The following is a 24253-nucleotide window of genomic DNA, read 5'->3' as shown; positions in this document are numbered from 1 at the left end:
CCGACATCGATGCCAACGCCAAAACCTGCCGAATCACCAAGGCCTGGAAGTACTCCGGTGACTACCGACCGGAGATCGGTCCGCCGAAGACGAAGAAGTCGGTCCGGACCATCAGCTTGCCGTCCGCGGCGCTGGAGGTCGTTGACCTCACCGCGCCCGGATTCCTGTTCACCAACGGCGCGGGCAATCCTGTTCGCTCCCAGGAGTTCTTTAACGGCGGCTGGAAGCCGGGCCGCGAGCGCGCCCTGGCAGCTGGGCTGACGAAGTCTCCGCGGGTGCACGACCTGCGCCATACGTGTGCGTCGTGGATGATCGCCGCCGGCGTCCCGTTGCCGATCATCCAGCAGCATCTGGGACACGAGTCCATCCAGACGACCATCGGCGTCTACGGTCACCTGGATCGCCGCAGTGCGCAGGTGGCTGCCGACGCGATCGGCTCGGTGCTGAGCTGACCTCCTCACGGTTGATGGCCACAGGACGTGGTGCGGTCGGTGCATGTCTTGATGTCGGATAAAACGATCGACAACGTCACCAGCCAGTTAGTCCTCGTGCTCTGGCGCTTCGACAATCCATTGCGCGAGGAGTTATTCAAGCGCCGTGCTGCTGATGGAGTCGTCGGCCATAGCGACTCTGCCTTGACAGCCCGGACGGCGAGGGCGGGTCGGCCGGCCGTGCCTGAATGCACATCGACTCGATTGCTTCTTCGATCTGGGCCTCGGTCATCGCCCATCGTCCGGCACGCTTCATGCCGGCGAACGTCCGGTCACGAAGTTTTGATCGGAGGTAGGACTCGGAGAGTCCCAGGATGCGCGCTGCGTCTGCGAGGTCGTAAATGGTGGGAATCATTGTGGCCACCTGGCGGCGCCACCTTCGGCTTGTTGGGCGGTGGTGCCCGCATCGGCTTCGGAGTTCGGCTTGGTGGATACGCCGGGTCGAGCCGCACGAGGTGCGTGGCTTTCGAATCGCTCTGCTTCCCAGGCGGTTACATCGCTCAGTCGGTACCGGACGTGCCGGCCGATCCTGGCGTAGCGCGGTCCGGTTCCTTTCGAGGCCCATTGCGCGGGGGTCTTGACGGGTAGTCCGTAGCGGTCAGCGAGTTCCTGGCGGCTGAGCCACCTTTCGTCGGCATTGTTGTCCATGTCGTTGCGTCCTTCCCGCCTGCCATCAATGCGGAATGACATCAGCGTAAGCCCCGCCGGATACCACCTTGTGCAAAAGTTTTCACAGCTCGTGGTGAGTGCCCACCACCAGATGGCGATGGTTTGGCCGCCGGACGCACCGCACCGCTCACCCCCCAACAGTCCACTCTCCTCACGCCTTCCCAACGCTTCCTCGCTCTCTCTCAACCCGTTTCATCAGTTCCCAACCCTTCCCAAATGCCTTGCTATACAACAAGTGTCATCTACGAAGCGCCCGTTGCTCATGTGGCACATTGGCACAAGTGTGTGCAAGACTGGTTGTGGCCGCGCTGCGCGCGAGGGCCTAACCCTGCGGCTACTCCCGATCTGGATCCACGGTAGTTCGCCGCTGTCGAAGAGCCGGTACACCGACGATCGGCTAATGCGTAGTGCGTTGATGACGTCCTTGACAGTCAGCAGTTGTGCGCGGGCGGCCGGGGTGACCGGGTCGACTGGGTCATGCCGACTAATGGAGGTGCTCATTGACTCACTGTACGAAGGCTGAAGAGCTAAGGCGACGGTCAGAGGAAAGTTTTTCGCGTGCGTATCGCGGCGCGCAGCACGGACTTTAAATCGCTGCACACCAGTATTTCCCGCTGTTTCCCGGTCTGGCGGTACCTCGTGAGAAATCCGCCACGCGAGGCCCGATTGCGTCTCAAAACGCTAAGCCTTGACCGTGGCAGGACCGCGGCCAGAGTCGTTACAGTCCGATGGTGGTGAGGGAAGCAGAAGCTCTGGATCCGCGCCGGCGGCCGTACCCAGTTTCAGCTATGCCGAACGTCGTCGAAACTGCGCGCAAGCGGGCCGTGCTCCTCACCGACGTAGTGTCTCACCTCGCCAGGTACCGAATCGCGCTTGCGGCGTTGGCAGACTTCGAACGTCGTCATGAAAACGCTGAGCGGGCTGCCGATGTGGACGATATCTATCTCTCGCTTGATAACGTCAAACAGCAATTCGGTATCGATGCTGACGATGCTCATGCGCGGTGGGTCAACCTTCGTCGGCTCAATGAATCGGAGAAGCGCAGATTCCCTGAAGTCTGATCTCGACAGACACGACCGAAAGCTCAGCAATCCTGCGCACAGGATGTTCCAGAGGCCTGCTTCAGCGGCCATCATGGCCACTTAGCCAGGCCAGCCACGACGGAAACGACAAGCGTTCAATTCCAAATTGGAAGGACTTGAACCTGCTCGGGAGTGTCGCATCGGTGCGTTCTTCCAAAGCGGATGAGTGGGCGGATGGCCATCTGTTCTGCGTTGCGACATCGGCTGTGTTGGAGCCGTATTAGTGGATGCTGAGCATCACTGCGACGGCGCGCTCCGCGAAGCGTGGCTCGTCGTTTGGGCTGACTACTGGTGGCGCCAAGGGCTGATTTCTTGAGTCGGTCATCCCGTGCGTGGAAGCACTCGTTCGCGGTGCGGTAGCCCTGGCGTTCGGGTAATTCGGCCCGGCGTTGGCTCGAGGTCTGCGCCGTATGCGGCCAATCGGCGCTGCTGCCCGCGGATGTGCTTTTCTTCCCGCCGACATGGCGGGCTTTACAGTGTCGAGAGATCACGCCGCGGCATCGAGCATGTTGCGGATCGCCGACCGCAACACGCTCGAGCAAGCCACTCGTTAGCGGTGCCGCAACTTTCACGCAGATCCTCCCGAATCCGTCCCTGAGGTGTTCGGCCCGACATGGGTTTTAGTACCTCGCGGCGTTCGGAAGTAGTGCGTGTGCAAGCTCCCTGGCCGCTCGTAACACTCGTTTGTCGAGCTCTTTTCTGCGGGCTCGGGCAGTGATCTGAGCAAGGACCCAGGCGCAGTGGTCGGGGTCGTTGAGTACGTGTATTTCGAGGTCTTCAATCGTCGGAGGGCGGGGGACAATCACCGGCCGAACAACCGCGGGGGAGTACCGCGGAACCTCGATGACGCGAACCGCGGTGCCGGCGCGTTCGGCGGCTGCCCGCTCGGCGTGCGCCGCCCGCCGGCAGGCAGTCGAGCACCAGATCCTGCGCCGACCTCGGCGCGGTTCGTCGCCGGGAAGGGGCGCGTCAATCGGCAGGCCGCAACGGGGGCACGCAGGCCCCGCGCCTTTAGCATCCATACCGCCCATCTTAAATCGTCCTGACGAAATGTTGCTATTCCGAGACCTAAGTGCAAGAGGTGTGATGTTCGGCGGAAGGGTTGAGTTAGGACGGCCTACGTGTCGATGAGTTGGGGCCGCGATCGGCGTGACGTGAACCGATGGGGGTCCATGCGCAGAGGGCACGCGTGCACGGCCTAAGGCAGCGGTAGGCCGATGGCGGCACGTATCAGGAGGGCTGGTTGGGGCGTGGGTGCTGCGGCCCCAGACCACCGTTGCAATTGCACCGTAGGTCTTCGCCAGGGCCCGTGCGGTCACCACGGCGTTGGCTGAGGGTATTTCGGCATCGAGGAAGCCCATGTCCCCCTGCAGCAGCCCGAGCACGCCGGGCGCGTGCAGGGCGCCCAACATGCCCGACAGGGGAAGGGCGGACAGCCTTGGTGCGAGGACGTCGAATGCCGCACTGACCGTGGCGCTTTGAGGCAACAGCGTTTGCGCCGCCGTGGTCGGAGCTCTCAGTGCGGGGCGGCCCAGATGTAAGCCGTCGGTGTCGAGCGGCTCGGCGAGTTCGGTACGGAATAGTTCGCGCATTCCCTTACCGGTGACCGACCGGGCCAAACCGGACAACAGCCATCCGTAGGTCAGGGCGTGATGGGCCGATCTTCCGACGAGGCCGTCCGCTGGGGCGGCGGCAAGGCGCTCTTCCATGCGATGCGTGTCAAGCAGTTCCGTCGTGGTGACGCCCGTCAGGCGCGACAAGCCCGCGCGATGCGCCATGATGTCACGCACGGTGAGCTTGGCCTTGCCGTTGGCGCCGAACTCTGGCCAGAACTGGGTGACCGGTACGTCGTAGGACAGCAGTCCTCGATCTACGAGCCGGTGAATGACGGCCGAGGTCAACCCCTTCGTCGACGAGAACGCCAAGGCGCCCGTATCGGCGGTCCAGAGCCGTGTGCCGTGCCGGTCGGCCCAGCCGGTCCACACGTCGACGACACGACGGCCGTGCAGGTAGACCGACAATGCTCCGCCACCGTAACGGGGTCCCGGGAATAGCTTGGCGAAGGCCCGCACTGCGGCGGTGAAGTGTGGATCGAATGCTCCGCGGACGCCCGTCGGCAGCAGGTGCTCACCCTGGTGGCTCACGTTCATGACCTTCTGGTTGGTCGGTTCGGCACGAATGGTCAACGAAACTCCTTCGGCTGTATTGGCACGAGACTAGATCACAACGCTGTACGATCGTACAGCGACGCGCCGGGAAGTACCGGCCTAGTGGACCCACCGGAGCCGACGGTGCGATAAGACCTTTATCGAAGGAGAACGACATGGGACAGCGAGGCCTACTGGACGGCAAGGTCGCCATCGTCAGCGGTGCCCGACGGGGCATTGGCAAGGCAGAGGCGACGGCTCTGGCCGCCGCCGGCGCGAAGGTGGTTGCCTGCGACTTGGTTTACGAGGATCTGATGAGCGTCCAGGACGAGATCGCGGCATCTGGCGGGGAGTGCCTGGCGCTGCAATGCGACGTTCGGGAGAAGTCTCAGATCGAAGACGTCGTCAACCAGACCGTCGAGAAGTACGGCACGGTAGACATTTTGGTCAACAATGCGCAGGGTGGCCTGGACCCGATTCCCTGGGAGGAGCTCACCGACGATGTCGTGGCGACGTCCCTGTATTCGGGTCCGGTGGCAAGCCTGCGTTTCATGCAGGCCTGCTTTCCTCACATGAAGAAGCAGACCTGGGGCCGGATCATCAACACCGCCTCCGGCGCCGCGAGGGGCGGAGTGCCAAACCTGGGCCACTACGCCATGGCCAAGGGCGCAATCGCGTCGCTCACCTACGCAGCCGCGACGGACTGGAGCAGATTGGGCATCACGGTGAACGTGATCTACCCAGCAGTGGTCACCGACCCGATGAAGGAGTGGATGGCGATCAGCCCGGAGAATCGTCAAACTATCGAGTCCGCGTTCCCGATTGGCTATGTCGGCGACGCGGATGACGATCTCGGACCCGTGATCGTGTTCCTGGCCAGTGACGCCTCGCGTTACCTGACTGGACACCCCTTCTTCATCGACGGCGGCGCCGCCTACGGACCGCGGTAAGAGACGCGCCTGAGAGAAACGCGCCTTGCCGAGGGAGTAGGAGGAAAGCAGCGCATTGGTCTTCAGCACCCGGGTAGCGGGCCGAGAGTCGGCGGGCCGCTGCGGGCTTCGTGGTCGTCACTCTCGCGGTCGGGGCGAGCGGCTGTTGGGGCCCCTGCGTGCCGACGAGCCGGCCGCCCGAGACCGGGTCTTGGGCTCGACGGTGTCGAGATAGCGCTCGAAGGCCTTGATGAGTGAGCGGTGCGCCATCGTCACCTGCACACCTTGCTCCAGCGAAAGTACCTTGGGGATGCTGGTCACCAGGAGCACCATCGCGTCTGGTGGAAAGACTTCATCGAGGAAGCTGAAACTGCGGTACTTCTGTTCGAGCGCCTGGAGTTGGACCTTCCGAATGTGCTCGGTCCCGTCCGAGATGAGGGGTAGGAGTGAGGGTCGGCGCGCGCCGAGCGCCATCATCTCGGTGCCGAAGGCTCCTGCGGCTTCACTCCAGCTGTACTCCCAGAGCACCCGCAGCGGTTCGTCAGAACGGCTCTTCAGTCCGTCGTTCCAACGAGCGATGTCTCGATCGATCAGACGCCGGATCATGGCCGCGAACAAGGCGTCGATCGTCGGAAAGTAGTACTGAACGAGGCCGGGAGTCACACCGGCGCCTGCGGCCGCTACCCGGTAACTCACCTTGGCGTGGCCGTCCTTGAAGAACACCCGCTCGACGGCGTCGAGCAGCTGCTTTCGGGTCGCCTCCGCGCCCAGCCGGCGATTGGCTGCCGTCTTTCCCACCTCCGAGTGCCAGGGCCGCCTTCAAACGTCGGTCGTCGTGGACGGGTCGGTCAACGCGGCGACGCCGCTTCGCAGGTCATCATCGAGTGCGATGCCGAGGCTGTCCAGCATCGAAGCCAACATCGCGTAAGACCCAGCCGTGAAGATGACGTCCAGAATCTCCTGACCGTTGAGGTGCTCGGCGAGTTCCTTCCAGGTCGAATCCCCCATGACCCCGTCGAGTACGAGTTCGTCGACGGCGCGCAGCAGGCAGGCGTCGCCCGCGCTCCACGTCGGCGCGTCCGGACCCCAAGCGATCCAGGAGATCTCGATGTCGGACATGCCCGCATCGCGGGCCATGAACAGGTGCTGCGCCCACTCGTAGGTGCACTGCCTCAACGCCGCCACGCGCATGATGACGAGTTCCCGTTGACGTTCGGTCAGGCTGGTGGTCAACAGCAGATGGGCGTTCAGGGTGAAGAACGCCTTTGCCAAACGTGGGTGATGCGCCATCGCGCCGAGGACGTTGAATCCGCTGGGGCGACCCTCGCTGGTAAGGGTGTAACGCGCCCCCGGCGGTGGCATGGCGGCCAGCGCATCGCGCATCTCGGGGGGCCAGCTCTTCACCGGTAGCGGATCCATCCGAGCCATCACGTACGTCCTCTCGTGCCACGCGGTGGGGTGTGCCACCCGTTGTAGTTGAAATGAGCTTGCACAGGCGGAATTTCGGCCGGTCCGGTGGAAGCCTTGCGCTTTTACACTCGTATGGACTATACAAGTGTACAAGCGGGGCCGGTAGCCCCCTGCGGAATGGGAAGGAGCCTTGGTGGCGAGCGAGGAACAGCCTGTTGGAAATCGAACGTCGGCGGTGGCGGACGCGGACCGGGTAGACGTGGACGCCGCCGACTTCTTCACCGACAGGGCGCTCGTCACCGATCCGTACCGATACTTCGACACGCTGCGATCCCGATGCCCGGTGCATCCCGTGGCCCACAGGGGGGTGGTCGCGGTCACTGGTTACGACGAGGCGGTCGAGGTCTACCGTGACGCGGCCACCTACTCGTCGTGCAACTCGGTGGGCGGACCCTTTCCGCCCGTTGTCACTCCGTCACCCGAAGTCACCGACATCACCGAGGTCATCGACAGCTCGCGCGACCAATGGCCGTTCAGCGAGTTCATGGTGACCATGGACGGCGAGCACCACGAAGCCCAACGCAACCTGCTGCGCAAACTGCTCACCCCGCGCCGGCTCAAGGAAAATGAGGCGGCGCTGGCCGGGATCGCTGACCGCTGCATGGACGCTTTCATGGGCACCGGCCGGTGCGAAGTCGTGAGCGAGTACGGCAAGCCGTTCACGACGTGGGCGATCGCCGACCTGCTCGGTGTACCTGAGGAGGATCGCCCGGAGGTCCAGCAAGTCTTGGTGGGCAGCACGATCAGCGTCGTCGGGCAAGAGGAGACACTTCCCGTCAACCCGCTGGAGTTTCTTTTTCAGAAGTTCGGGGACTACGTCGAGGACCGGCGTGCGAACCCACGCGACGACATCCTGACCCAGTTGGCCAGCGCCACCTATGAAGACGGCTCGCTGCCAGAAGTCGATGCCATCGTGCGTACGGCGACGTTCATTTTCGGTGCGGGCCAGGACACCTCGGCCCGGATGCTCGCCGCCGCACTTCGAGTCATCGCGGAGAACAAGGAGATTCAACAACGGCTACGAGCCGACCGCAAGCTCATTCCCGAGTTCATCGAAGAAGTGCTGCGGCTGGAGAGCCCCACGATGAGCGATTTCCGGATGGCCCGCGTCGCGACCACCCTGGGCGGGGTCGACATCGCGGCCGGAACCACGGTGATGATCCACCCGGGGGCCGCCAACCGTGACGACAGCCGCTTCGAGCGGCCCACCGAGTGTCTGCTCGGGCGCCACAATGTGCGCGAACACATCGCCTTCGGCCGCGGCGCCCACTCCTGCCCGGGCGGCCCGCTGGCCCGCGCCGAGGGGCGCGTCACACTGGAATGCTTCCTGGACCGCACCAGCGACATCTCGCTCTCCGAAGCCGACCATGGACCTGAAGGTCAGCGCCGCTTCGACTACGACCCCACCTTCATCGTCCGCGGGCTGAGCAACCTGCACCTGGTGCTCACCCTGGTTGACTGACACGACACTCGACAGAGAGAGAGCAGGATCCATGAGCAGAGTCGCCGTGGTCACTGGCGGAGCGTCCGGTATCGGTGCCGCCATCAGCCGACGTTTGGCTCGGCGGGGCGACAAGGTCGCCATCCTCGATCTGCGGGGTGACATCCTCAAGCAGCAGCTCTCGGCACTGCAGGACGAGGGGTTCGACGCACGGGGATACGAGGTCGACGTCACCGACCGGTCGGGCGTGCAGGAGGCGATCGCCTCGGCCCGCAAGGAACTCGGCCCGATCCACATCGCCGTCACCAGTGCAGGCATCACCTCCTACGCGGCGTTCACCGAACTCAGCATCGAACAGTGGAACCGCACGCTATCTATCAATCTGACCGGGACCTTCAACTGCGTGCAGGCAGCCGTCCCTGACATGATCGAAGCCGGCTGGGGCCGGGTCGTCACCATCTCCTCGGCCGCCGGACAAGCAGCGGCACCCGGACAAGCCGACTACGTGGCCTCCAAGGGTGGCGTTATCGCACTGACCAGGGCATTGGCGGCCGAGTTCGCCGGCAACGGGATCACGGTTAATACCATCCCGCCAGCACTCGTCGACACCCCAATGGCCCGCGCCGCCGAAGCGGACGGCACGCTGCCCGCCAGCCTGGACGACATCGGGGCGATGCTGCCGCTCAAACGAGTCGGTACCGCTGAGGATGTCGCCGCCGCGTGCGAGTTCCTGTGTTCCGAGGACGCCGGCTACATCACAGGGCAACAGATCAACGTCAACGGCGGGATCTACATGTGACCGAACGCGTCACCGTCCACCTGAACCCGCGGCTGTGCGAAGGGCACGGCATTTGCGCCGAGCTGTCGCCCGATGTATTCGACCTCGGCGACGAGGACGTCGTGACCGTCACCGACGCCCACCCCGACGAACAGCACTGGGGTGACATGCGTGCCGCCGTCGCGGCGTGTCCCCGCCAAGCCATCACGCTTACCCACCAGGAAGAGAGCGAGCAATGAACGAGTACGGGCCGTTGACGAAGAAGGTCATCGAGTACCAGGACACCGTGAAGCGGCTGGTGCCCACCGCGAAGTCGCCCGAAGATTGGACGCCACTGGGCGAATTCATCGCAGTCGACGGGTTCGAACGAATCGGTCCATTCCTCGACGTACAAAATTTCGCGCAGTACACCGAGATGGTGAACGGGTGGGCGCAGGCCACCCAAGCCTTCGACACCACCGTGCGGCGCATCGCCGAGTTGCCGCAACGCGTCTACTTCGAGGTCGAAGAACGCCACCAAATCGGTGACACCAAGCTCGTCGTGAACTCCATGAACGTCTTCGAGTTCGACGAGGACGGAAAGATCTGCCACCTCGACGTGTTCCTCCAGCAGCCGCCGCCCACCGGATAGGGAACGGCCGCCCACACCATTCGAAGAAGAGAGCGCACTGATGGGCAAATTGGACGGCAAGGTCGCCGTGATCACTGGCTGCGCGAGCGGACTGGGCAAGCAGCACGCCCTCCGCTTCGCCCACGAAGGGGCCAATCTGGCCATTTGTGACGTCCAGGAAGAGAAGCTGGCGGAGACGAAGCGACTCTGCGAGGAGAACGGCGCGGAGGTCGTGGCGCTGCGCTGCGACGTCGGGCGCTACGACGAACTGGTCCGTTTCGTCGAGAAGACGGTCGAACGGTTCGGCACGATAGACGTTCTGCTCAACAACGCCCACAGGATCACCGATCTCCGCCGCTTCCTGGACTTCAGCGTGGAGGATCTCGACATCGAGTTGCAGACCTCGCTATACGCCACCTGGCACATGATGAAGTTGTGCTTTCCCCATCTGAGGGACAAGCCCGGTGCCGGCGCATCCATCATCAACACCTCCTCCAAGGGCGGCATCGAAGGCACGACATTCCACGCCGGCTATGCGCCCGCCAAGGAAGCGATTCGCGGACTGTCTCGGGTGGTCGCGCGCGAGTGGGGCGAATACAACATCCGGGTCAACACCGTCAGTCCGGGCGGATGGACCGACAACGTCGACAGTCAACTGCACAAGCGCAGCCCCGAGGTTCAGGAATGGGCGCGGGCCGCATTCAAGGACAACCCGTTCAAGCGGATCGGGGATCCGTACGACGACGTCTCTCCAATCTTCGTGTTCCTCGCCTCCGACGACAGCCACTGGATGACCGGCCAGAATCTGCACGCCGACGGCGGAGTGTGGATCAGCGCATAATCCGCGGGCACGGGCACACTGAATGGTGAGCTCTGACTACATCATCGCCGGAGCCGGGTCCGTCGGCTGTGTGCTCGCCAACCGATTGTCTGCCGATCCGGGCGTGAGCGTGCTGCTGCTCGAGGCGGGAGGTGGCGACCGCAACACACTGTTCAGGATTCCCAAGGGTTCCGGGAAGCTGTTCGACAGCCCCGTTATGCCTCGCCGAGTATCGCCTCGTTGGCTATTGGACGAGCCGCCCAAGACATCGGTGAAGAAGAACGCGTCGACCTTGGCCCGCTCAGCCTTCTTAGCCAAGTCCACCCACAGGTCCAGGGTCTTGAACTCCCGGTTCCGTGCGCGCGGGTGGCGCCAGATTCCGTGGAAGTTGTGACCGATGGAATCCATCACCAACAATTAGCGGGAAGGACTTTCCATGACAGACCCGGGCCAATCCTCGAACTGTACGTTTGTATAGCACCATGTCGACTCAGCGGTCAAGGAGTCTCGTCGGGCGGGCCAGCGGTTACTCATGCCGCCATTGAGTGCTCGGGGGGCCGCCGGTGGCGGCTTACTCGACACGCGATTCGAAGCGCCGACAACTATTGCCGGCCTGCTCCTCGCTTGCCCATGACGAAGAACTGTGCTATACAGACGTACCACTGTTATTGTACGATCGTATAGCGCATGGGTCTCGCAAAACATCATCGTCTGGAGCTACGTCGACCAGGTCAACATTGCCGCGCTCGCCGACGACGGCACATTCAACGACGTACGTGAAGCGGCAGACGCGTAGATCCACGTGTTCGTCGATCATCACGACACGACAAGGACATCTAGAAGCTTTGAGCGCAAACGATTCTGACAGCCCAGAGCTCAGCCAGTGGGATCAGGCCTTCACCGAGCAGCAAATGAATGTGCTGCGGCCCATCGTCAAGCGGTGGTTCCGCGCAGAGGTGCGAGGCATGGAATCACTCCCGCCCGAGAGTGGTGCGTTGATGGTGTCCAACCACTCCGGAGGCATGATGACGGTTGATGCGGTAGTCCTCGGCGCCGCGTTCTATGACAACTTCGGATATGATCGGCCGCTGTATACCTTGGCCCACAACCAGGTGTTCGTCGGACCGTTCGAAGGGTGGTTGCCCCGCGCCGGCATCATCCACGCGACCCGGGAAAACGCGGCGAAGGCGTTGCGCTCGGGTGGAATCGTGCTGGTGTTTCCCGGCGGCGACTATGACGCGTACCGGCCGACCTTGGGCCAAAACGCCATCGACTTCAACGGGCGAACAGGCTACATCAGGACGGCCATTGAAGCCGGCGTGCCCATTGTGCCCGCGGTGTCGATCGGGGGCCAGGAAACCCAACTGTTCCTGACCCGGGGTAATTGGCTGGCGAAGCGACTGGGTCTCAAGCGTTTTCGCGTCGACATTCTGCCGATCAGCATCGGTTTTCCGTTCGGGTTGAGCGTGTTTTATCCGCCGAACCTGCCCCTGCCGGCCAAGATCGTCACACAGGTGTTGGAGCCGATCGACGTCGTCGTTGAGTTCGGAAGGGATCCCGACGTAGACGAGGTCGACGCCCGCGTCCGCTCGTTGATGCAATCCGCCCTCGACCGGCTGGCCCGCGAACGCCGGTTCCCTGTCCTAGGCTGATTGCTGTGACGTCGTCCGGCCGCTCATTGCCACAACGGGTTACGGAACTTCGGGAATCCCTGCGGGCGCTGAGGAAGGCGCGGCTGCTGGTGGGGTTGCGCCCCGACAAGTACTTGCGGATGGCCGCGGCGAGGCTGCGTGAAGGGGCCACAAATACCGTCGGCATTGCCGTGTCGGCGCGGCGCTGTCCCGATCGTCCTGCTCTGATCGACGAGCTCGGTGTGCTCAGCTATCGCGAACTTGACACACGCGCCAACGCCTTCGCGGCCGCCTTGCAGCAGTTGCCGGCCGGAACACCGCAAATGGTAGGCATCATGTGCCGCAACCACCGCGGGTTTGTTGATGCGCTCGCCGCCACCGAGAGGATCGGCGCGGACGCGCTGCTGCTCAACACGTCGTTTGCCGGTCCGGCCCTTGCGGACGTGGTGCTGCGGGAACGTCCCGACGTCATCGTCTATGACCAGGAGTTCAGCGCCAGTGTCGATCGGACGGTCAGCGAAAAGCCGGACACCGAGCGCATCATCGCCTGGACAGACGAGCCCTCGGATGACGTCGCCACGGTGGAGACGCTGATCGCGCGCCATGCCGGGCAGCGGCCGGCCCAGACCGGCCGCAAGGGCAAGTTGATCCTGCTGACCTCGGGCACCACCGGCACGCCCAAAGGCGCTCGGCGCTCTGCCGGGGGTGGATCCACCGAGGGAGCGGCGCTGTTGTTGCGGCTGCCATGGCGCGCCGAGGAGACCACGGTGGTGGTCGCGCCGATGTTTCACGCATGGGGGTTCGGACAACTGATCTTAGGGACCATGCTGTCGTGCACGCTGGTGGTGCGGCGCACATTCGATGCTGCGGCCACGATGGCACTCGTCGACCGTTACCGCGCCACCGGCCTGAGTGTGGCGCCGGTGATGCTGGACCGGATCATGGAACTGCCCGACGAGGTGCGCAATCGGTTCAGCGGGCGTTCGTTGCGGTTCGTCAGTGCCGCCGGCTCGCGGATGCGTCCCGATGTTGTGGTGAGGTTCATGGACCAGTTCGGCGACGTCATCTACAACAACTACAACGCCACCGAGGTCGGGGTGATCGCCCTTGCCGGGCCCGAGGACCTCCGCACGGCCCCCGACACCGCCGGTAAGCTAATGCCCGGCACGCATATTCGCATCCTCGACGAGAATCGCCGCGAAGTCCCGCGCGGCGAAATCGGCCAGATCTTCGCCCGCACCACCACGCAGTTCGAGGCCTACACATCCGGACAAACCAAGGATGTCCACGACGGCTTCATGGCCTGCGGTGATCTGGGCTATGTCGACGAGACCGGCAGGTTGTTTGTGGTCGGCCGCGACGACGAGATGATCGTGTCCGGGGGAGAGAACGTCTACCCGATCGAGGTGGAAAAAGTGCTTGCCGCCCACCCTGCCGTGGCGGAGGCGTCCGCTATCGGCGTCGATGACGAGCAGTTCGGCCAGCGGCTCGCCGCCTTCGTGGTCCTCCAACCCGGTGCGTCGGCCACAACCGACATGCTCAAAGAGCATGTGCGGGAGCATTTGGCCAATTACAAGGTTCCCCGCGAGATCCTGATCCTCGACGAGTTGCCCTGCAGCGCCACCGGCAAGATCCTCCGCAAGGACCTAGTGGCGCGCCTCGTCAGCACGGACCAGCACACGTAATCTCCGCCTGGCCGTGCGCGGCACTTCGCCGCCGACGCGGCTGCATTGTGCGGTAGATCACACCTGTGCTATACAGACGTACAAGGCCATGAGCTGGCACCCTCGGTCCGCGTAGAGCACAACAGGTTAAGGCCGCACATCGGCCGGTACCGCGGAGAGGACGGAAGGATGGACATCAGTCAGTCGTCCGACGATACGGTCAGGCTATCGGGATATGACACCATGTTTGTCCTCGATGACCGGATCGAACCTCAGCACACATTGAAAATCGCGGTGTTCGACGAGGCGTCAAGCAAGGATTTCCAGTTCGAGCGCATCGGTGATGCGCTCCAACGAGCGGTGGCTGTGCTTCCTCAGATGAAGTGGCGAGTGCAGCCGGTGCCCCTCGGCCTCAACCGGCCGGTATGGGTTGTCGACTCCGAATTCGACGTACGCAACCACCTGCGGCACGTCCGCTTGCCCCACCCCGGCACCAAGACGCAGTTGTGCCACATGATCGGCGAACTTGCCGCCGAACGAATACCGCCCGACCGGCCTCCATGGCAGCTGTGGTTCCTGGAGGGTTTCCAGGGCACCAAGGTGGTCGGCGTCCTGAAGCTGAATCATGCGATGGCCGACGGCGGCACGTGCGCAGAGTTGCTCGACGTGTTGTCGCGCCCCGAACCGAATGCGCCGCCGGTTGCTGTGCCGGTCCCACGCCCCGCCGCGGCGCCAAGCCGCAGTGATGTGCTGCGGGACGGCGCGCGCGACCTATGGCATGAGGTTGGACGAGAGGTGCCTCGGATGGCACGAGCGATGCGGCAGGCACGTCCGAAAGGTCGCAAGAGCGGGTCGCTCAAGAGGCAACCATCCAGGTTGGGAGCGCCGACGATCCCGTGGCGCGGACCGCTGACGCCTACCCGGTCCTTTGCATGGGTTTCGCTACCCCTTGACGAAGTGAAGGAGATCGCGAAGACCGTTTCCGGGACGGTGAACGACGTTGTCTTCGCGATTGTCGCTGGAGCGGTTCGCGAGTGCCTCGCCAACGAGGCAATGCTGACCGACCGTCCAGTGATAGCCGACACCGCGGCCAAGAACCGCAGGGAAGGCGACACCCGGTTGTGGGGGAATGCCGTCACGGTTCGACGATTTGAATTACCGACGCACCTGGCGGATCCGCTGGAACGCCTGCGGGCCGCTCATGTGCAGTCCTTGTCGGTGAAATCGCAGGTGGCCGCCCGCCATGTGCAGTTCGAAGATTGGGTCGCGCTTGTCCCGCCGATCCTGTTGCGTCCCGTGCTCAGGGCGGTTCGCACTGCGGCCCGGAGGTCGCGCTTGAGCGGATATGTGATGGTGTCCAACGTCAAGGGCCCGCGGGAGAAGCGCTACATCGGTGGGATGGGCATCGAGAACTTCATCTCGTGCGGCCATTTGAAATACGCTGCGGGCGTCAACACCACCGTGTGGAGCTACGACAAAGTGCTCAATTTCGCGGTGTACGGGTGTGGGAGAACGCTGCCGGACGCAGAGTTGTTCACGGAGCGGATTCATTCAGCGTTCGACGAGTTGCACGCGACGACACGTGACCTCGCCGGCCCGCCGGAGCACGATTCGGTAGCGCCGAGCGCGGCTAGAGGAGAACATCATGTATGAGATGACTGAGGTCGTTGGAGAAGACGGCGTTCGGCGCGAGAACCCCACGCCGAGCGCGTAGCTTACCGCAGCGGAGTTGGGCCGCTGGGCGACCGAGGTGGGCATGCACCGCGCCGTGTCTGGGCTACTGCCGAAACGCGATCTAGGTCGGGGTAGGCCCGTTCTCGTGGTGCCGGGGTTCGGGGCGACCGACGGCATGACGAAAAGAATGCGTAACCACCTGCGCGAACGAGGTTTTCACGTCCACGGATGGCGGCTCGGCCGCAATTACGGGCTCACCGACGAGATACTCGACGGTCTTTCCCAACGGCTGGAGCGGCTGGCCGAGCGTCACGACGAACCGCTGATTCTCGTCGGCTGGAGTTTCGGCGGGCTGCTGTGCCGGTGGCTTGCGCACGAGCACACCGACAAGGTTCCCCATGTGGTAACTCTTGGGTCCCCTTGGCGTGCAGAGGGTGAGCGAACGCGTGTGACAGCACTTTTCAAGAGTGCTGTCCAGATTTTCGGAGTGTCGGATCGCGCTGAAGACGTCCTCGACGCGCTACGTCAGCCGCTGCCCGTGCCCACGACAGCCATTTTCTCGCGCTCCGATGGCCTCCTGCACTGGCGCAGCTGCGTCGTTGAGGGCGCCCAGACCGAGAACGTCGCCGTGCCCAGCAGCCACGTCGGGCTGGTGTCAAATCCACTGGCACTCGCGGTGTTAGCGGATCGACTTGCGCACGTCGATTCCGCCCACGTACCTTTCGGCTGGCGCGCCTGCGTCCGGCAGATGTTCGAAGCATCGCCCTCGAGGCCATCATCCCAGCAGGTGCCCATGGACCCTTCCGCCGTTGATTCGGGGTGCGCCTAAACGGCAGTGGCGCAGGAAGTCACCTGATCCCCGAAACGGCCCGACATCAAGATGTTCGTGCTGATATGAAATCTGCGCGCGGGGTCGGTAAACCCTCAATTGGCTGAGCTGGCCGTGAATCGGCTACGGAAGAAGTGAGCCGTGGGCTGTTCGACCGGTTGGGGAGCTGCCCTTCTACAACGTAGACGTCGACACAACGATGCGGTGGCCGAAGAGGTACGACGCTGCGGCGGGCAGCCGCCGAGCGGGACGCCGCGCTGGTCGTCACCCCGGAATACGACGGCAGCATCCCGGACCCGTGCGCTGTGTCGACGCGCTGACGACAAAGTTCGGACCGGGCGCCCATCCCGACGACGTCCGGCTGAGGTTCCCTATCCGCTGTTGCGCAGCGCGGTTGCGAGCCCGCTCATTGTCAATAGGATGCTGCGCTTGACAAGCTCGTCGTCATCGCCGGAGCGGTAGCGGCGCAACAACTCCACCTGCAGGTGGTTGAGGGGCTCCAGGTATGGGAACCGGTTGAAGATCGACCGCGCCAGCGCCGTGTTGTCTGCGAGCAGATTGTCCTGGCCTGTAATTAGCCTGTGCATCGCGATCGTGCGTTCATGTTCGGCGACGATCTTGTCGAACACCCGGCGCCGCAGCGCCTCGTCGTCAACGAGTTCCGAGTATCGGGCAGCCAGTCCCATGTCCGATTTCGCCAGCACCTGGGCCATGTTCGATAACACTGTGCGGAAGAAGGGCCAACGCTCATACAGAGTTCGCAGCACCGCGAGCCGGTCGCCGCCCTCGCCGATCCATTCGGCGAACGCGGTTCCGGTGCCGTACCAGCCGGGCAGCATGACCCGCGACTGGCTCCAGGCCAGCACCCACGGGATCGCGCGGAGGTCGGCGATCGACGTCGTCGGCGTGCGCGACGTCGGCCTGCTGCCGATGTTCAACGCACCGATCTCGCTGACCGGGGTAGACGCCTTGAAGTACTCGACGAAACCCGTTGTCTCGTTCACCAATTCGGTGTAGGCGCGATGTGCCCGGGCGGCGAGGTCGTCGAGCACCGAGTACGCCGGACCCGCGAACCCCCCAAGGCCTTCGACATCGAGCAGCGTGGCCTCCAGTGTCGCGGCGATCAGCGTCTCCAGGTTGCGGTAGGCACGTTGTGGCTCTGCATACTTGGCCGCGATCACCTCACCCTGCTCGGTGATGCGCAGCGAGCCGTTCACCGCGCCCGGTGGCTGTGCCAGGATCGCGTCGTAGCTCGGCCCGCCGCCGCGGCCGACGGTGCCGCCGCGACCGTGGAAGAGCCGCAACCGGATTCCGGTCTTGCGCGCGACCTCGACAAGGTCGAGTTCGGCACGGTAGATCGCCCAATTGGCTGCCAGATAGCCGCCGTCCTTGTTCGAGTCGGAGTAGCCGAGCATCACTTCCTGGCTGTCATTGCGCGCGGCCACGAGCGCGCGGTACAGGGGAAGGTCCAGCGCCGTCTCCAGAATCGACGAGCCGCGTTGCAGGTCGTCGATCGTCTCAAACAGAGGCACGATGCCCACCGGGCAGTAAGCCTCGTCGCCGGAGGCGTCGAGCAGCCCAACCTCCTTGAGCAGGATCGCAGCCTCCAGCATGTCCGACACCGACTGGCACATCGAGATGATGTAGTTCGGCACCGCCTCGGGTCCGAACAGGTCGATCGCGCGCGCGGCGGCGGCGACGATGGCCAGCTCCTTGCGGGCCAGCTCGGATAGTTCGGCGTCTTCCCGCGTCAGCGGACTGCGGGTGGCCAACTCGGCGGCCAGCAGCTCGACGCGTTCGGACTCGAGAAGCGATGCGTAGTCGGGATGCACACCGGCACACGCCAGTAGCTCGGCGACGACCTCCTCGTGCACCTCCGAGTTCTGCCGCATGTCGAGCCCGCAGAGATGAAAACCGAACGTGCGCACAGCTTCTCGCAGTCTGGCCAGCCGTTCGCCGGCAATCAGCGCGCTGCCGTTGGCGCGCAGCGACGCGTCGATGATGTCGAGATGGGCGAGCAGGTCGGCCGGCATATGATACCGCTTGAGGCCGAGGTCGAGTTGGTGTTCGGGCTGGCGATCCAAGATGCTCGACGCGGTCGCGGTGAGCCGGCTGCGCACCACCCGCAGCGCCCGCCGGTACGGCTCATCCAACGGTACCGGCTCGTGGCAGGCGTGGGCAAGCGCGGCCAGCTCGTCGCTGATCTTCACCAGCCGCGACGACATCGGCAGCTCCTGCTCGAGCGCCGTGAGCTCGGCGAAATAGTGCTCCAGCCCGGTGAACGCGGCGCTGCCGGTGGCCAACCGGATTACATCGGCCGTCACGTTGGGGTTGCCGTCGCGGTCACCGCCGATCCACGAACCGGGCCGTACTAGCGGATCTTCCAGCACGTTGGTGTCGGGCCAGCGGGCCCGCAAGGCGGCCCGGATCTCGGCGTTGAGCTGCGGGATTACCTCGAAGAACGTGGCTTGATAGAGCCGCAGGCCGGTTTCGACCTCGTCCTGGATCTTCAAACGCTGCAACCGAATAAGCGCGGTCTGCCACAGCGTCAGGACCTGGCAGCGCAGCTCGTGTTCAATGTCGCGGCCGTCCGGAGTCTCGGTGTGACCGCGCAGCCGCAGCCGCATCAGCTCGGTGATCCGATACTGGCTGTCGAACACGGTCCGCCGCCGCGTCTCGGTGGGATGGGCGGTGATCACCGGCGACACCAGCGCGCCGGTGAGCGCGTCGGTGACCTTGGCTGAATCCAGGTTAGCCGCGTCGAGTTTTCGGTAGGTGGCGGCCAAGCTGCTGTCCTGCGGCGCCTCCCCCGCCTGCATGTGGATGTTCCGCCGCCGCTCGCGGTGGATGTCCTCGGCGATGTTGGCCAGCAACGCGAAGTGGGTGAACGCCCGGATGACCAGGATGGCTTGGTGGACATCGATGCCGTCGAACATACGGGCCAGGTCGGCGCGATCGATCTCGGAGCGCCGCACCCGAAACGACTCGACGCGCGCGCGCTCGACGAGGTCGAAGATCTCCTCGCCGTTCTGCTCACGGATGGTGTCGCCGAGGATAGCGCCGAGCAGCCGAATGTCCTCGCGCAGAGGCTCGGTGGCGGCGCGGCCGACTTTCGTACGCCGGACCGCGCCGATCGGTGCGAGCTCTCCATCCCCGACCTCAGGCATGTCGTCAGTATCGGCGCATCGTCCGGTAGCCAGCGGAACCTGATGTAGCCGGCGCCGTGCCGCTTGAAGGCCACCGCGACGCCAACACGTCGTGTGACCGAAACGAATCCCAACCGCGGTATGGCATCGAACTACCAAACTAAGGCTGTGGTCTGGGGTACTCCGAGAAGTGTTGGCGCGCGACCCCACACGCCGGCACACAGAGCCCGGCTCGCCATCCGGCCATGTGAACTGCGCGCGGTCCATCGGTAGCACACATCTCGCTCGAGTGCGTCCAAGTCGGTATCGATCGCCATGTCTGCCCCCTCAGCGCGGCGAGCCATTGCCCCTTATTCCGCGTGTGTCGTTCTGAATGACGCAGTATTGCATCGGACTATACGAATGTACAGCAATACTAACGAGCGGGAAGGTGCATACGAATCGGATCAGCGAGGTGAGGATGGCATCGCCCCGGCGCGTGGGCGCGGAGAACTCAAGAACGAGGGATGTCCTGCTGAACTGCGTCCAGCGGTTGATGCGGAAGGAGGGCTATTGCGAGCGTCGCTTATCGCGCCGCGGCGGCCAAAGCCCGCGTGACCGTCGGGTCTGGTCAGGAAGGTTGGGCGACCCGGGGTGACGCCCAGTTGAGGCGTGCCATGGTGAGCAGTCATCGCCGATGCCGAGCTCCTTGTCGGCTCCGGCCACGTCTTCGATGAGGACTTCGCGGGTCGACGCCGTGTTGGCAGTAGAGGCGTAATTCAGCCTCCGGCAGCGCTCGCCACGGTCCTTTGACGCGCACATATTGTCTGCAAACGTTCTCACCGGACCGTTGCGCGGCGACGGCCGGTGCTATACAGTTGTATAGTCAACGATCGAGTTCATGAACACAGCACGAGGGGGAAGACGAGCTCACAGACCCGTGCAGTCGGTCGGGCGCTTCCTAGCAGCAGTGCTCGACGCGCGTTTTCGGGGAGCAGCTGGCGTCGAGGGCCGCGGCGCGGTGAGTTGCGGCGATTCTGCAATGGTGAGAGAGGAATCATCAAAATGGCCAAAAAACGAACGTTGGCTTCCAGGTATATTCACGACCCGCCTAAGGAGGATTTTAAGGAGAGTACGGCTCGCGGTGCGGACATCAAAACACAGGACGCAAAGACATCAGGCGCGCAGGATGAGGCTTCACGCCAGGAAGACTCAGGCTTTGCGGAACAGACGGGTGGCACAATACCCATAACTCAGGCCTATAGGGGTAAAGACGACGAAACTGGACTTGGCCTCTATAGAGGTATCATCTCTCCATGGGATAAGGTGGTGGCCTATAAGGAGACCTACAATTATCTGTTTCGCCACAAGGCCTTGATGGCAACCGGCTTCATGAATGTGCTGCGCATCGTGGAGCCTGACGACCGGAAGCGTTACAAGGCCCTTCAGGATACGTTCTATGAAGCCATGGAACAGATGTGGGCTGACCCCGGGATGATGGACTTCTTCAGAACGAGGTTCAATATTCCCGAATCCGAGGTAGCTGGCGCGCACATGGCCGCCGTCTTCGCTGATATGGGTGACGAGGGCAATCTTATGGCCGGGCGCGTTCATGAGTTCTCGCGTGATCGCGTCGAGAAGGAACTCGATACTTGCCCGTTCGCCCTTGTCGGTCCAGATATGTGCGCCACCAGCATGGGGGGGACTGCCTTTATCAACGCTCTGGCCGCCCCGGACGAGATCTACGATGACCTGAGCGAGCGAAGGGGCTGCGGCGATATGCACTGCCGCGTGGTGATCGAGAATAAGCGGAAGTATGGGGAGCGCGAGCGGCCAGAGGAGTCCTGGGAGAGTTTCGGTCCCTCGGTTGACCCCGTCCACGTCACCCCCAGAAAAGAGATGAAGTCGGAGTGCGAACACCTGACTACGGGTATTTACCACAGCCCCTACGGCGCCGAGTTCACCACGGGGGAGTTGTTCACTTTGATGGGTGCCGGTGGAGGTTCCTTCTCGATGTATGGCTCGGTCGAGGCGATTCGTGTATTGCGTGATTTCGAGCCGGATGGCAAGAAAGTCGCGCACCTCATTGAGTGCGTCTTCGGACCCTGCGGCAAGTACGCGTTCGGCGAATTAGCTGCCATCAAGGGCGTGCGGGATTGGTTGGGTGTGCCTGGCGACGTGAACGACAGTCGTGTCTTAGGGGCCTACGTCAGCATGATCTTCCAGGCAAGAGTTCTTTCGTGGAAGTTCACTGAATTTGGACCGGATCGTACTGTCATCGAGGTGGACAACGCTCAGCTCACGCTGGAGACCTACCCGGAAATGGCAATGGCCTATGGCGCACTGTTCAACGGTATGGCCAAGACGCTTATCAGTGCAGAGTGGGTGGCCCGGTTTGAGGAAGCTTCCGAAGACACTTCGCGTCTGGTCATTGAGCGCGGTTACTACGGGGTTAAGGGAGCAGCAGAAGCCGAAGAAGAGGTTTCACGTGTTTGACGGGTCCCGGTCGTGCCCGTGAACGCGCGGAAAACTTTCTGGGGTTCTCTCCGTGCCGGCCTCAGCTCCGAAGAAACCCATCAACTCGACAAACGCGAGCCCTTCAGAGGCTAGACAAGAGGAGAACAGGATGCGGCGACTGGATGGAAAGGTGATCTTGGTGGCGGGCGCCGGCGGGATCGGCAATGAACTTGCGCGGCGCTACGCTGCCGAAGGGGCCCGAGTTGTGCTGGGCGACATCAACCTGGCGTCTGCGGAGGACGTGGTCAGCGAGATTGAGAAGGCGGGCGGAGAGGCGATAGCTATCCACCTTGATGGGTCGGACGAGCAATCCGCAGATGGTGCGGTTACAACCTGCGTCAAGACTTATGGTGGACTTGACGGGCTTCATGCAAATTTCGCCTGCATGGAAGATAGCAATCCCGAACTCGGCATTCTCGAGTTACCTCTCGAGATCTTCGACAAAACCCAGCAGCTTGAAGCAGAACTTCCACCCAAGTTTCTCGAGTGGGCCCAGGCCGCGGCCTCGATCAAGTCGCGCGTAGGTCGCCCCGCTGACATTGCTGCAATGGGGGCTCTGCTCATGTCGGACGAAGGAGCCTATATTACCGGTCAAGTACTGTGCATCGACGGGGGTACGACGATGCGGGCCTAGGTTGATATCCACATTGTGAATGGAGGACGAGAGACCGACCGCCAATAAGAGCCTACGGCCGTTCCAGCAGCGAGAATTGGGTCTTGGCGGCCGAGCGCGGAAATAGAAGAACCATGCTGAAGTGGGCCAGATCTTGAAATCAGCCAATACCCGCTCAAAGGAGCCATTCCAATGCTTGTCGAGAATCCTGAAGTCACCCTAGAGGAGGACGCACACCTTCTTCCTGAAGACGCAACGGAGCACGCCTTCATGGACTGGGGCTGGATGCTGCATTTGCTGGGAGATGACGAAAAACATTATTGGATTGATATGGGTATCGCAAGCTTCAACAAATTGGGAACCTTTGGAGCCATGCCATTCGGCAAGGAACCGATGGACATGTGGAACCTCGCGATTCGCACGGAGGTAGGGAGGGTCGCTCCGATACCTGGATCAATATATAAGCTTGCTGACTTTCCAGAGGTCACCACAATTGGCTTTCATCCTTACCCGGGTGGCAGTCTCACGATCACACCAGACAGCGAGAAGAATGAGGTCGTGCTTGATATCGCGGGGGAGTTCCACTGTGTATGCAACCTTAACGACCATACATGGCACGCCACGGTAGATGACAAGCAAAGTGGAATACACGTTGACTTGGTTCACGCCGGTATTGGATACCCAATGTGGTATGGCAAAGAGAAGATGCATGTGTATGTGGACCACATGCGCGCCCAGGGTTACTTGTGGGCGGGGCGTGTTGAAGGCACGCTGACTATTGATGGGCAGAAAGTGGCCGTGAAGGGTTGCGGCGCTCGCGAACGGTTTTACTGCCCAGATCAAAGCAATGTGGAGGCGGGAGGATGGTGTGACGATGTTTGGTTCCATTTCGATGAGATGTTTGGCTGCCTGACTGAGTTTAAGCTCAGCAACGACAAGGATTTGGCACTTTATCTCGTTGATGAGAAGCAATACTTCATGGTCGGCAGTTTCGAGATTGTGCACGATGATTGGGCATATCTACGCGAAATCGCAACATTCATCCCAACGACCTACAATATGACCATTGAAACAGAGGCAGGCGTTTTGGAGATCGCCACCAAAGCCGTTGGGTGCAAGTGCTTGACTCAAGGTGAGCAGAAGCAGGCGGATGTGCCGAATCTAATACTGGATTGGGAAACAGTAGAGGGCACCTTTACCTACAAGGACGGCCGGAAAAAGACACTGACTAATGGATTCGGGGGCACCAACGTTGTGCTATGGAAGACGTATCCTTCGGTCGTATTGGACATCGGAGGCGCGCACGTGCAGCAGCTGCAAGCCCCCAAGCCGACGCTTGGTTAGGCGTGCATGTTAGGTGGATAGAGGGGACAAGCTTCCGGAGATCCTTGTAGTTTGGTCAAATGCCCTTTAACTAAAGCAGTTTGGCGTTTCGCCGAAGTCCTCTCTTACTGGCACCCCGCTCGACCGGAGCCCCAAATTATCGCCACCAACGGCATGCCTCGTCGGGCTGGGGCGAAGCCCCGTTAGGAGTGGGAGGACACCACGTTGGTGACGCCGGTGGCGAGTCGTGATGCTGGTGGCTGGCCTTCGGCGGTGGAGTGTGGTCGATGGTAGTTGAAGTGAATGTTCCAGATCTTGAGTGGCTTCGACTCGTTAGGTCTCTGAGGTCCAGGTGTGGGCGTAGAGGAACTCTCCTGACTTAGGACATGGTCGCTGGGTTTTCTGGTTCGCGGCTTGACGGACGCTACCGCGGTGCCGCC

The 24253-nt window shown here is 62.7% G+C and carries 21 protein-coding genes and 2 pseudogenes; 15 read left to right on the top strand and 8 right to left on the bottom strand.

Features of this window, described 5'->3' with window-relative positions:
- A partial coding sequence (locus ACLP4W_RS05455) for a site-specific integrase (RefSeq protein ID WP_442384852.1) occupies window positions 1-452 on the top strand: 452 nt, incomplete at its 5' end.
- 136 nt (window positions 453-588) lie between these two features.
- Here ACLP4W_RS05455 and ACLP4W_RS05450 read toward each other — a convergent pair.
- The 5 genes and pseudogenes from ACLP4W_RS05450 to ACLP4W_RS05430 form a co-directional block, all read right to left on the bottom strand.
- Window positions 589-846, bottom strand: coding sequence for a helix-turn-helix domain-containing protein (locus tag ACLP4W_RS05450; RefSeq protein WP_442384850.1), 258 nt, complete (start codon window positions 844-846; stop codon window positions 589-591).
- A gap of 125 nt (window positions 847-971) precedes the next feature.
- Window positions 972-1139: pseudogene (locus ACLP4W_RS05445) on the bottom strand (helix-turn-helix transcriptional regulator); the annotation flags it as partial.
- Window positions 1140-1355: 216 nt separating this feature from the next.
- Window positions 1356-1661 carry a helix-turn-helix domain-containing protein gene (locus tag ACLP4W_RS05440; RefSeq protein ID WP_442384848.1) on the bottom strand — a complete coding sequence of 102 codons (306 nt, stop codon included), beginning with the start codon at window positions 1659-1661 and terminating at the stop codon, window positions 1356-1358.
- Between the two features lie 281 nt (window positions 1662-1942).
- Window positions 1943-2158 (bottom strand): hypothetical protein, encoded by a 216-nt coding sequence (locus ACLP4W_RS05435; RefSeq protein ID WP_442384846.1) that lies wholly within the window; start codon window positions 2156-2158, stop codon window positions 1943-1945.
- Window positions 2159-2862: 704 nt separating this feature from the next.
- A complete protein-coding gene (locus ACLP4W_RS05430) occupies window positions 2863-4392 on the bottom strand; it encodes a serine hydrolase domain-containing protein (protein WP_442384860.1) in 1530 nt (509 codons plus the stop codon).
- Window positions 4393-4565: 173 nt separating this feature from the next.
- Between ACLP4W_RS05430 and ACLP4W_RS05425 the strand changes: the two genes are divergently transcribed.
- Window positions 4566-5339, top strand: coding sequence for an SDR family NAD(P)-dependent oxidoreductase (locus ACLP4W_RS05425; protein WP_324444343.1), 774 nt, complete (start codon window positions 4566-4568; stop codon window positions 5337-5339).
- Window positions 5340-5456: 117 nt separating this feature from the next.
- Here the strand turns inward: ACLP4W_RS05425 and ACLP4W_RS05420 are convergent, their stop codons facing one another.
- Entirely contained in the window at window positions 5457-6116 is a 660-nt protein-coding gene (locus ACLP4W_RS05420) for a TetR/AcrR family transcriptional regulator (RefSeq protein WP_442384844.1), read from the bottom strand.
- Between the two features lie 21 nt (window positions 6117-6137).
- Window positions 6138-6746 (bottom strand): carboxymuconolactone decarboxylase family protein, encoded by a 609-nt coding sequence (locus ACLP4W_RS05415; RefSeq protein WP_324444340.1) that lies wholly within the window; start codon window positions 6744-6746, stop codon window positions 6138-6140.
- 241 nt (window positions 6747-6987) lie between these two features.
- Between ACLP4W_RS05415 and ACLP4W_RS05410 the strand changes: the two genes are divergently transcribed.
- The 10 genes and pseudogenes from ACLP4W_RS05410 (at window position 6988) to ACLP4W_RS05365 (ending at window position 16235) form a co-directional block, all read left to right on the top strand.
- The gene (locus ACLP4W_RS05410; RefSeq protein ID WP_442384858.1) at window positions 6988-8250 is read left to right on the top strand and encodes a cytochrome P450; all 1263 of its coding nucleotides are present in this window, start codon (window positions 6988-6990) and stop codon (window positions 8248-8250) included.
- Window positions 8251-8281: 31 nt separating this feature from the next.
- Complete coding sequence (locus tag ACLP4W_RS05405; protein ID WP_324444338.1) at window positions 8282-9028, top strand: SDR family NAD(P)-dependent oxidoreductase; 747 nt, start codon at window positions 8282-8284, stop codon at window positions 9026-9028.
- A complete protein-coding gene (locus ACLP4W_RS05400; RefSeq protein ID WP_324444336.1) occupies window positions 9025-9246 on the top strand; it encodes a ferredoxin in 222 nt (73 codons plus the stop codon). Before ACLP4W_RS05405 ends, ACLP4W_RS05400 begins: the two co-directional genes overlap by 4 nt.
- Complete coding sequence (locus ACLP4W_RS05395; RefSeq protein ID WP_324444334.1) at window positions 9243-9638, top strand: hypothetical protein; 396 nt, start codon at window positions 9243-9245, stop codon at window positions 9636-9638. The genes ACLP4W_RS05400 and ACLP4W_RS05395 overlap by 4 nt, the downstream gene beginning before the upstream one ends.
- A gap of 40 nt (window positions 9639-9678) precedes the next feature.
- Entirely contained in the window at window positions 9679-10458 is a 780-nt protein-coding gene (locus tag ACLP4W_RS05390) for an SDR family NAD(P)-dependent oxidoreductase (RefSeq protein ID WP_324444332.1), read from the top strand.
- 22 nt (window positions 10459-10480) lie between these two features.
- Window positions 10481-10648 (top strand): annotated as a pseudogene (locus ACLP4W_RS05385) (GMC family oxidoreductase); the annotation flags it as partial.
- A gap of 634 nt (window positions 10649-11282) precedes the next feature.
- On the top strand, window positions 11283-12089 hold the full coding sequence (locus ACLP4W_RS05380) for a lysophospholipid acyltransferase family protein (RefSeq protein ID WP_442384840.1): 807 nt from the start codon (window positions 11283-11285) through the stop codon (window positions 12087-12089).
- A 26-nt stretch (window positions 12090-12115) separates the two neighbouring features.
- Window positions 12116-13753: an acyl-CoA ligase FadD12 gene (fadD12, locus tag ACLP4W_RS05375; RefSeq protein WP_324444345.1), complete on the top strand. Its 1638-nt coding sequence runs from the start codon at window positions 12116-12118 to the stop codon at window positions 13751-13753.
- Window positions 13754-13921: 168 nt separating this feature from the next.
- Entirely contained in the window at window positions 13922-15385 is a 1464-nt protein-coding gene (locus ACLP4W_RS05370) for a wax ester/triacylglycerol synthase family O-acyltransferase (RefSeq protein ID WP_442384838.1), read from the top strand.
- Between the two features lie 103 nt (window positions 15386-15488).
- Window positions 15489-16235 (top strand): esterase/lipase family protein, encoded by a 747-nt coding sequence (locus ACLP4W_RS05365; RefSeq protein ID WP_442384856.1) that lies wholly within the window; start codon window positions 15489-15491, stop codon window positions 16233-16235.
- A 371-nt stretch (window positions 16236-16606) separates the two neighbouring features.
- Here the strand turns inward: ACLP4W_RS05365 and ppc are convergent, their stop codons facing one another.
- On the bottom strand, window positions 16607-19402 hold the full coding sequence (gene ppc / locus ACLP4W_RS05360; RefSeq protein ID WP_442384836.1) for a phosphoenolpyruvate carboxylase: 2796 nt from the start codon (window positions 19400-19402) through the stop codon (window positions 16607-16609).
- A gap of 1023 nt (window positions 19403-20425) precedes the next feature.
- On the opposite strand from ppc, the gene ACLP4W_RS05355 reads away from it, so the two are divergent.
- The 3 genes from ACLP4W_RS05355 (at window position 20426) to ACLP4W_RS05345 (ending at window position 23834) form a co-directional block, all read left to right on the top strand.
- On the top strand, window positions 20426-21856 hold the full coding sequence (locus ACLP4W_RS05355) for a hypothetical protein (protein WP_442384834.1): 1431 nt from the start codon (window positions 20426-20428) through the stop codon (window positions 21854-21856).
- Window positions 21857-21986: 130 nt separating this feature from the next.
- Window positions 21987-22511 (top strand): SDR family NAD(P)-dependent oxidoreductase, encoded by a 525-nt coding sequence (locus ACLP4W_RS05350; RefSeq protein ID WP_442384832.1) that lies wholly within the window; start codon window positions 21987-21989, stop codon window positions 22509-22511.
- Window positions 22512-22682: 171 nt separating this feature from the next.
- Complete coding sequence (locus ACLP4W_RS05345) at window positions 22683-23834, top strand: hypothetical protein (protein WP_442384830.1); 1152 nt, start codon at window positions 22683-22685, stop codon at window positions 23832-23834.
- Window positions 23835-24253 lie beyond the last annotated feature (419 nt).

Origin of the sequence: Mycobacterium sp., from assembly GCF_052145595.1 — a bacterium.
Taxonomy (GTDB): domain Bacteria; phylum Actinomycetota; class Actinomycetes; order Mycobacteriales; family Mycobacteriaceae; genus Mycobacterium.
The sequence above is the reverse complement of the archived record's forward strand: the minus strand, read 5'-3'. Positions and strand labels throughout refer to the sequence as shown.

Coding starts and splice junctions, on each gene's coding strand:
- ACLP4W_RS05435 (WP_442384846.1), bottom strand. CDS start 2,158: ATGAGCATCGTCAGCATCGATACCGAATTGCTGTTTGACGTTATCAAG.
- ACLP4W_RS05425 (WP_324444343.1), top strand. CDS start 4,566: ATGGGACAGCGAGGCCTACTGGACGGCAAGGTCGCCATCGTCAGCGGT.
- ACLP4W_RS05450 (WP_442384850.1), bottom strand. CDS start 846: ATGATTCCCACCATTTACGACCTCGCAGACGCAGCGCGCATCCTGGGA.
- ACLP4W_RS05355 (WP_442384834.1), top strand. CDS start 20,426: ATGGCCAAAAAACGAACGTTGGCTTCCAGGTATATTCACGACCCGCCT.
- ACLP4W_RS05405 (WP_324444338.1), top strand. CDS start 8,282: ATGAGCAGAGTCGCCGTGGTCACTGGCGGAGCGTCCGGTATCGGTGCC.
- ppc (WP_442384836.1), bottom strand. CDS start 19,402: ATGCCTGAGGTCGGGGATGGAGAGCTCGCACCGATCGGCGCGGTCCGG.
- ACLP4W_RS05440 (WP_442384848.1), bottom strand. CDS start 1,661: ATGAGCACCTCCATTAGTCGGCATGACCCAGTCGACCCGGTCACCCCG.
- ACLP4W_RS05395 (WP_324444334.1), top strand. CDS start 9,243: ATGAACGAGTACGGGCCGTTGACGAAGAAGGTCATCGAGTACCAGGAC.
- ACLP4W_RS05370 (WP_442384838.1), top strand. CDS start 13,922: ATGGACATCAGTCAGTCGTCCGACGATACGGTCAGGCTATCGGGATAT.
- ACLP4W_RS05350 (WP_442384832.1), top strand. CDS start 21,987: ATGCGGCGACTGGATGGAAAGGTGATCTTGGTGGCGGGCGCCGGCGGG.
- ACLP4W_RS05415 (WP_324444340.1), bottom strand. CDS start 6,746: ATGGCTCGGATGGATCCGCTACCGGTGAAGAGCTGGCCCCCCGAGATG.
- ACLP4W_RS05390 (WP_324444332.1), top strand. CDS start 9,679: ATGGGCAAATTGGACGGCAAGGTCGCCGTGATCACTGGCTGCGCGAGC.
- ACLP4W_RS05345 (WP_442384830.1), top strand. CDS start 22,683: ATGCTTGTCGAGAATCCTGAAGTCACCCTAGAGGAGGACGCACACCTT.
- ACLP4W_RS05430 (WP_442384860.1), bottom strand. CDS start 4,392: ATGAACGTGAGCCACCAGGGTGAGCACCTGCTGCCGACGGGCGTCCGC.
- ACLP4W_RS05365 (WP_442384856.1), top strand. CDS start 15,489: ATGCACCGCGCCGTGTCTGGGCTACTGCCGAAACGCGATCTAGGTCGG.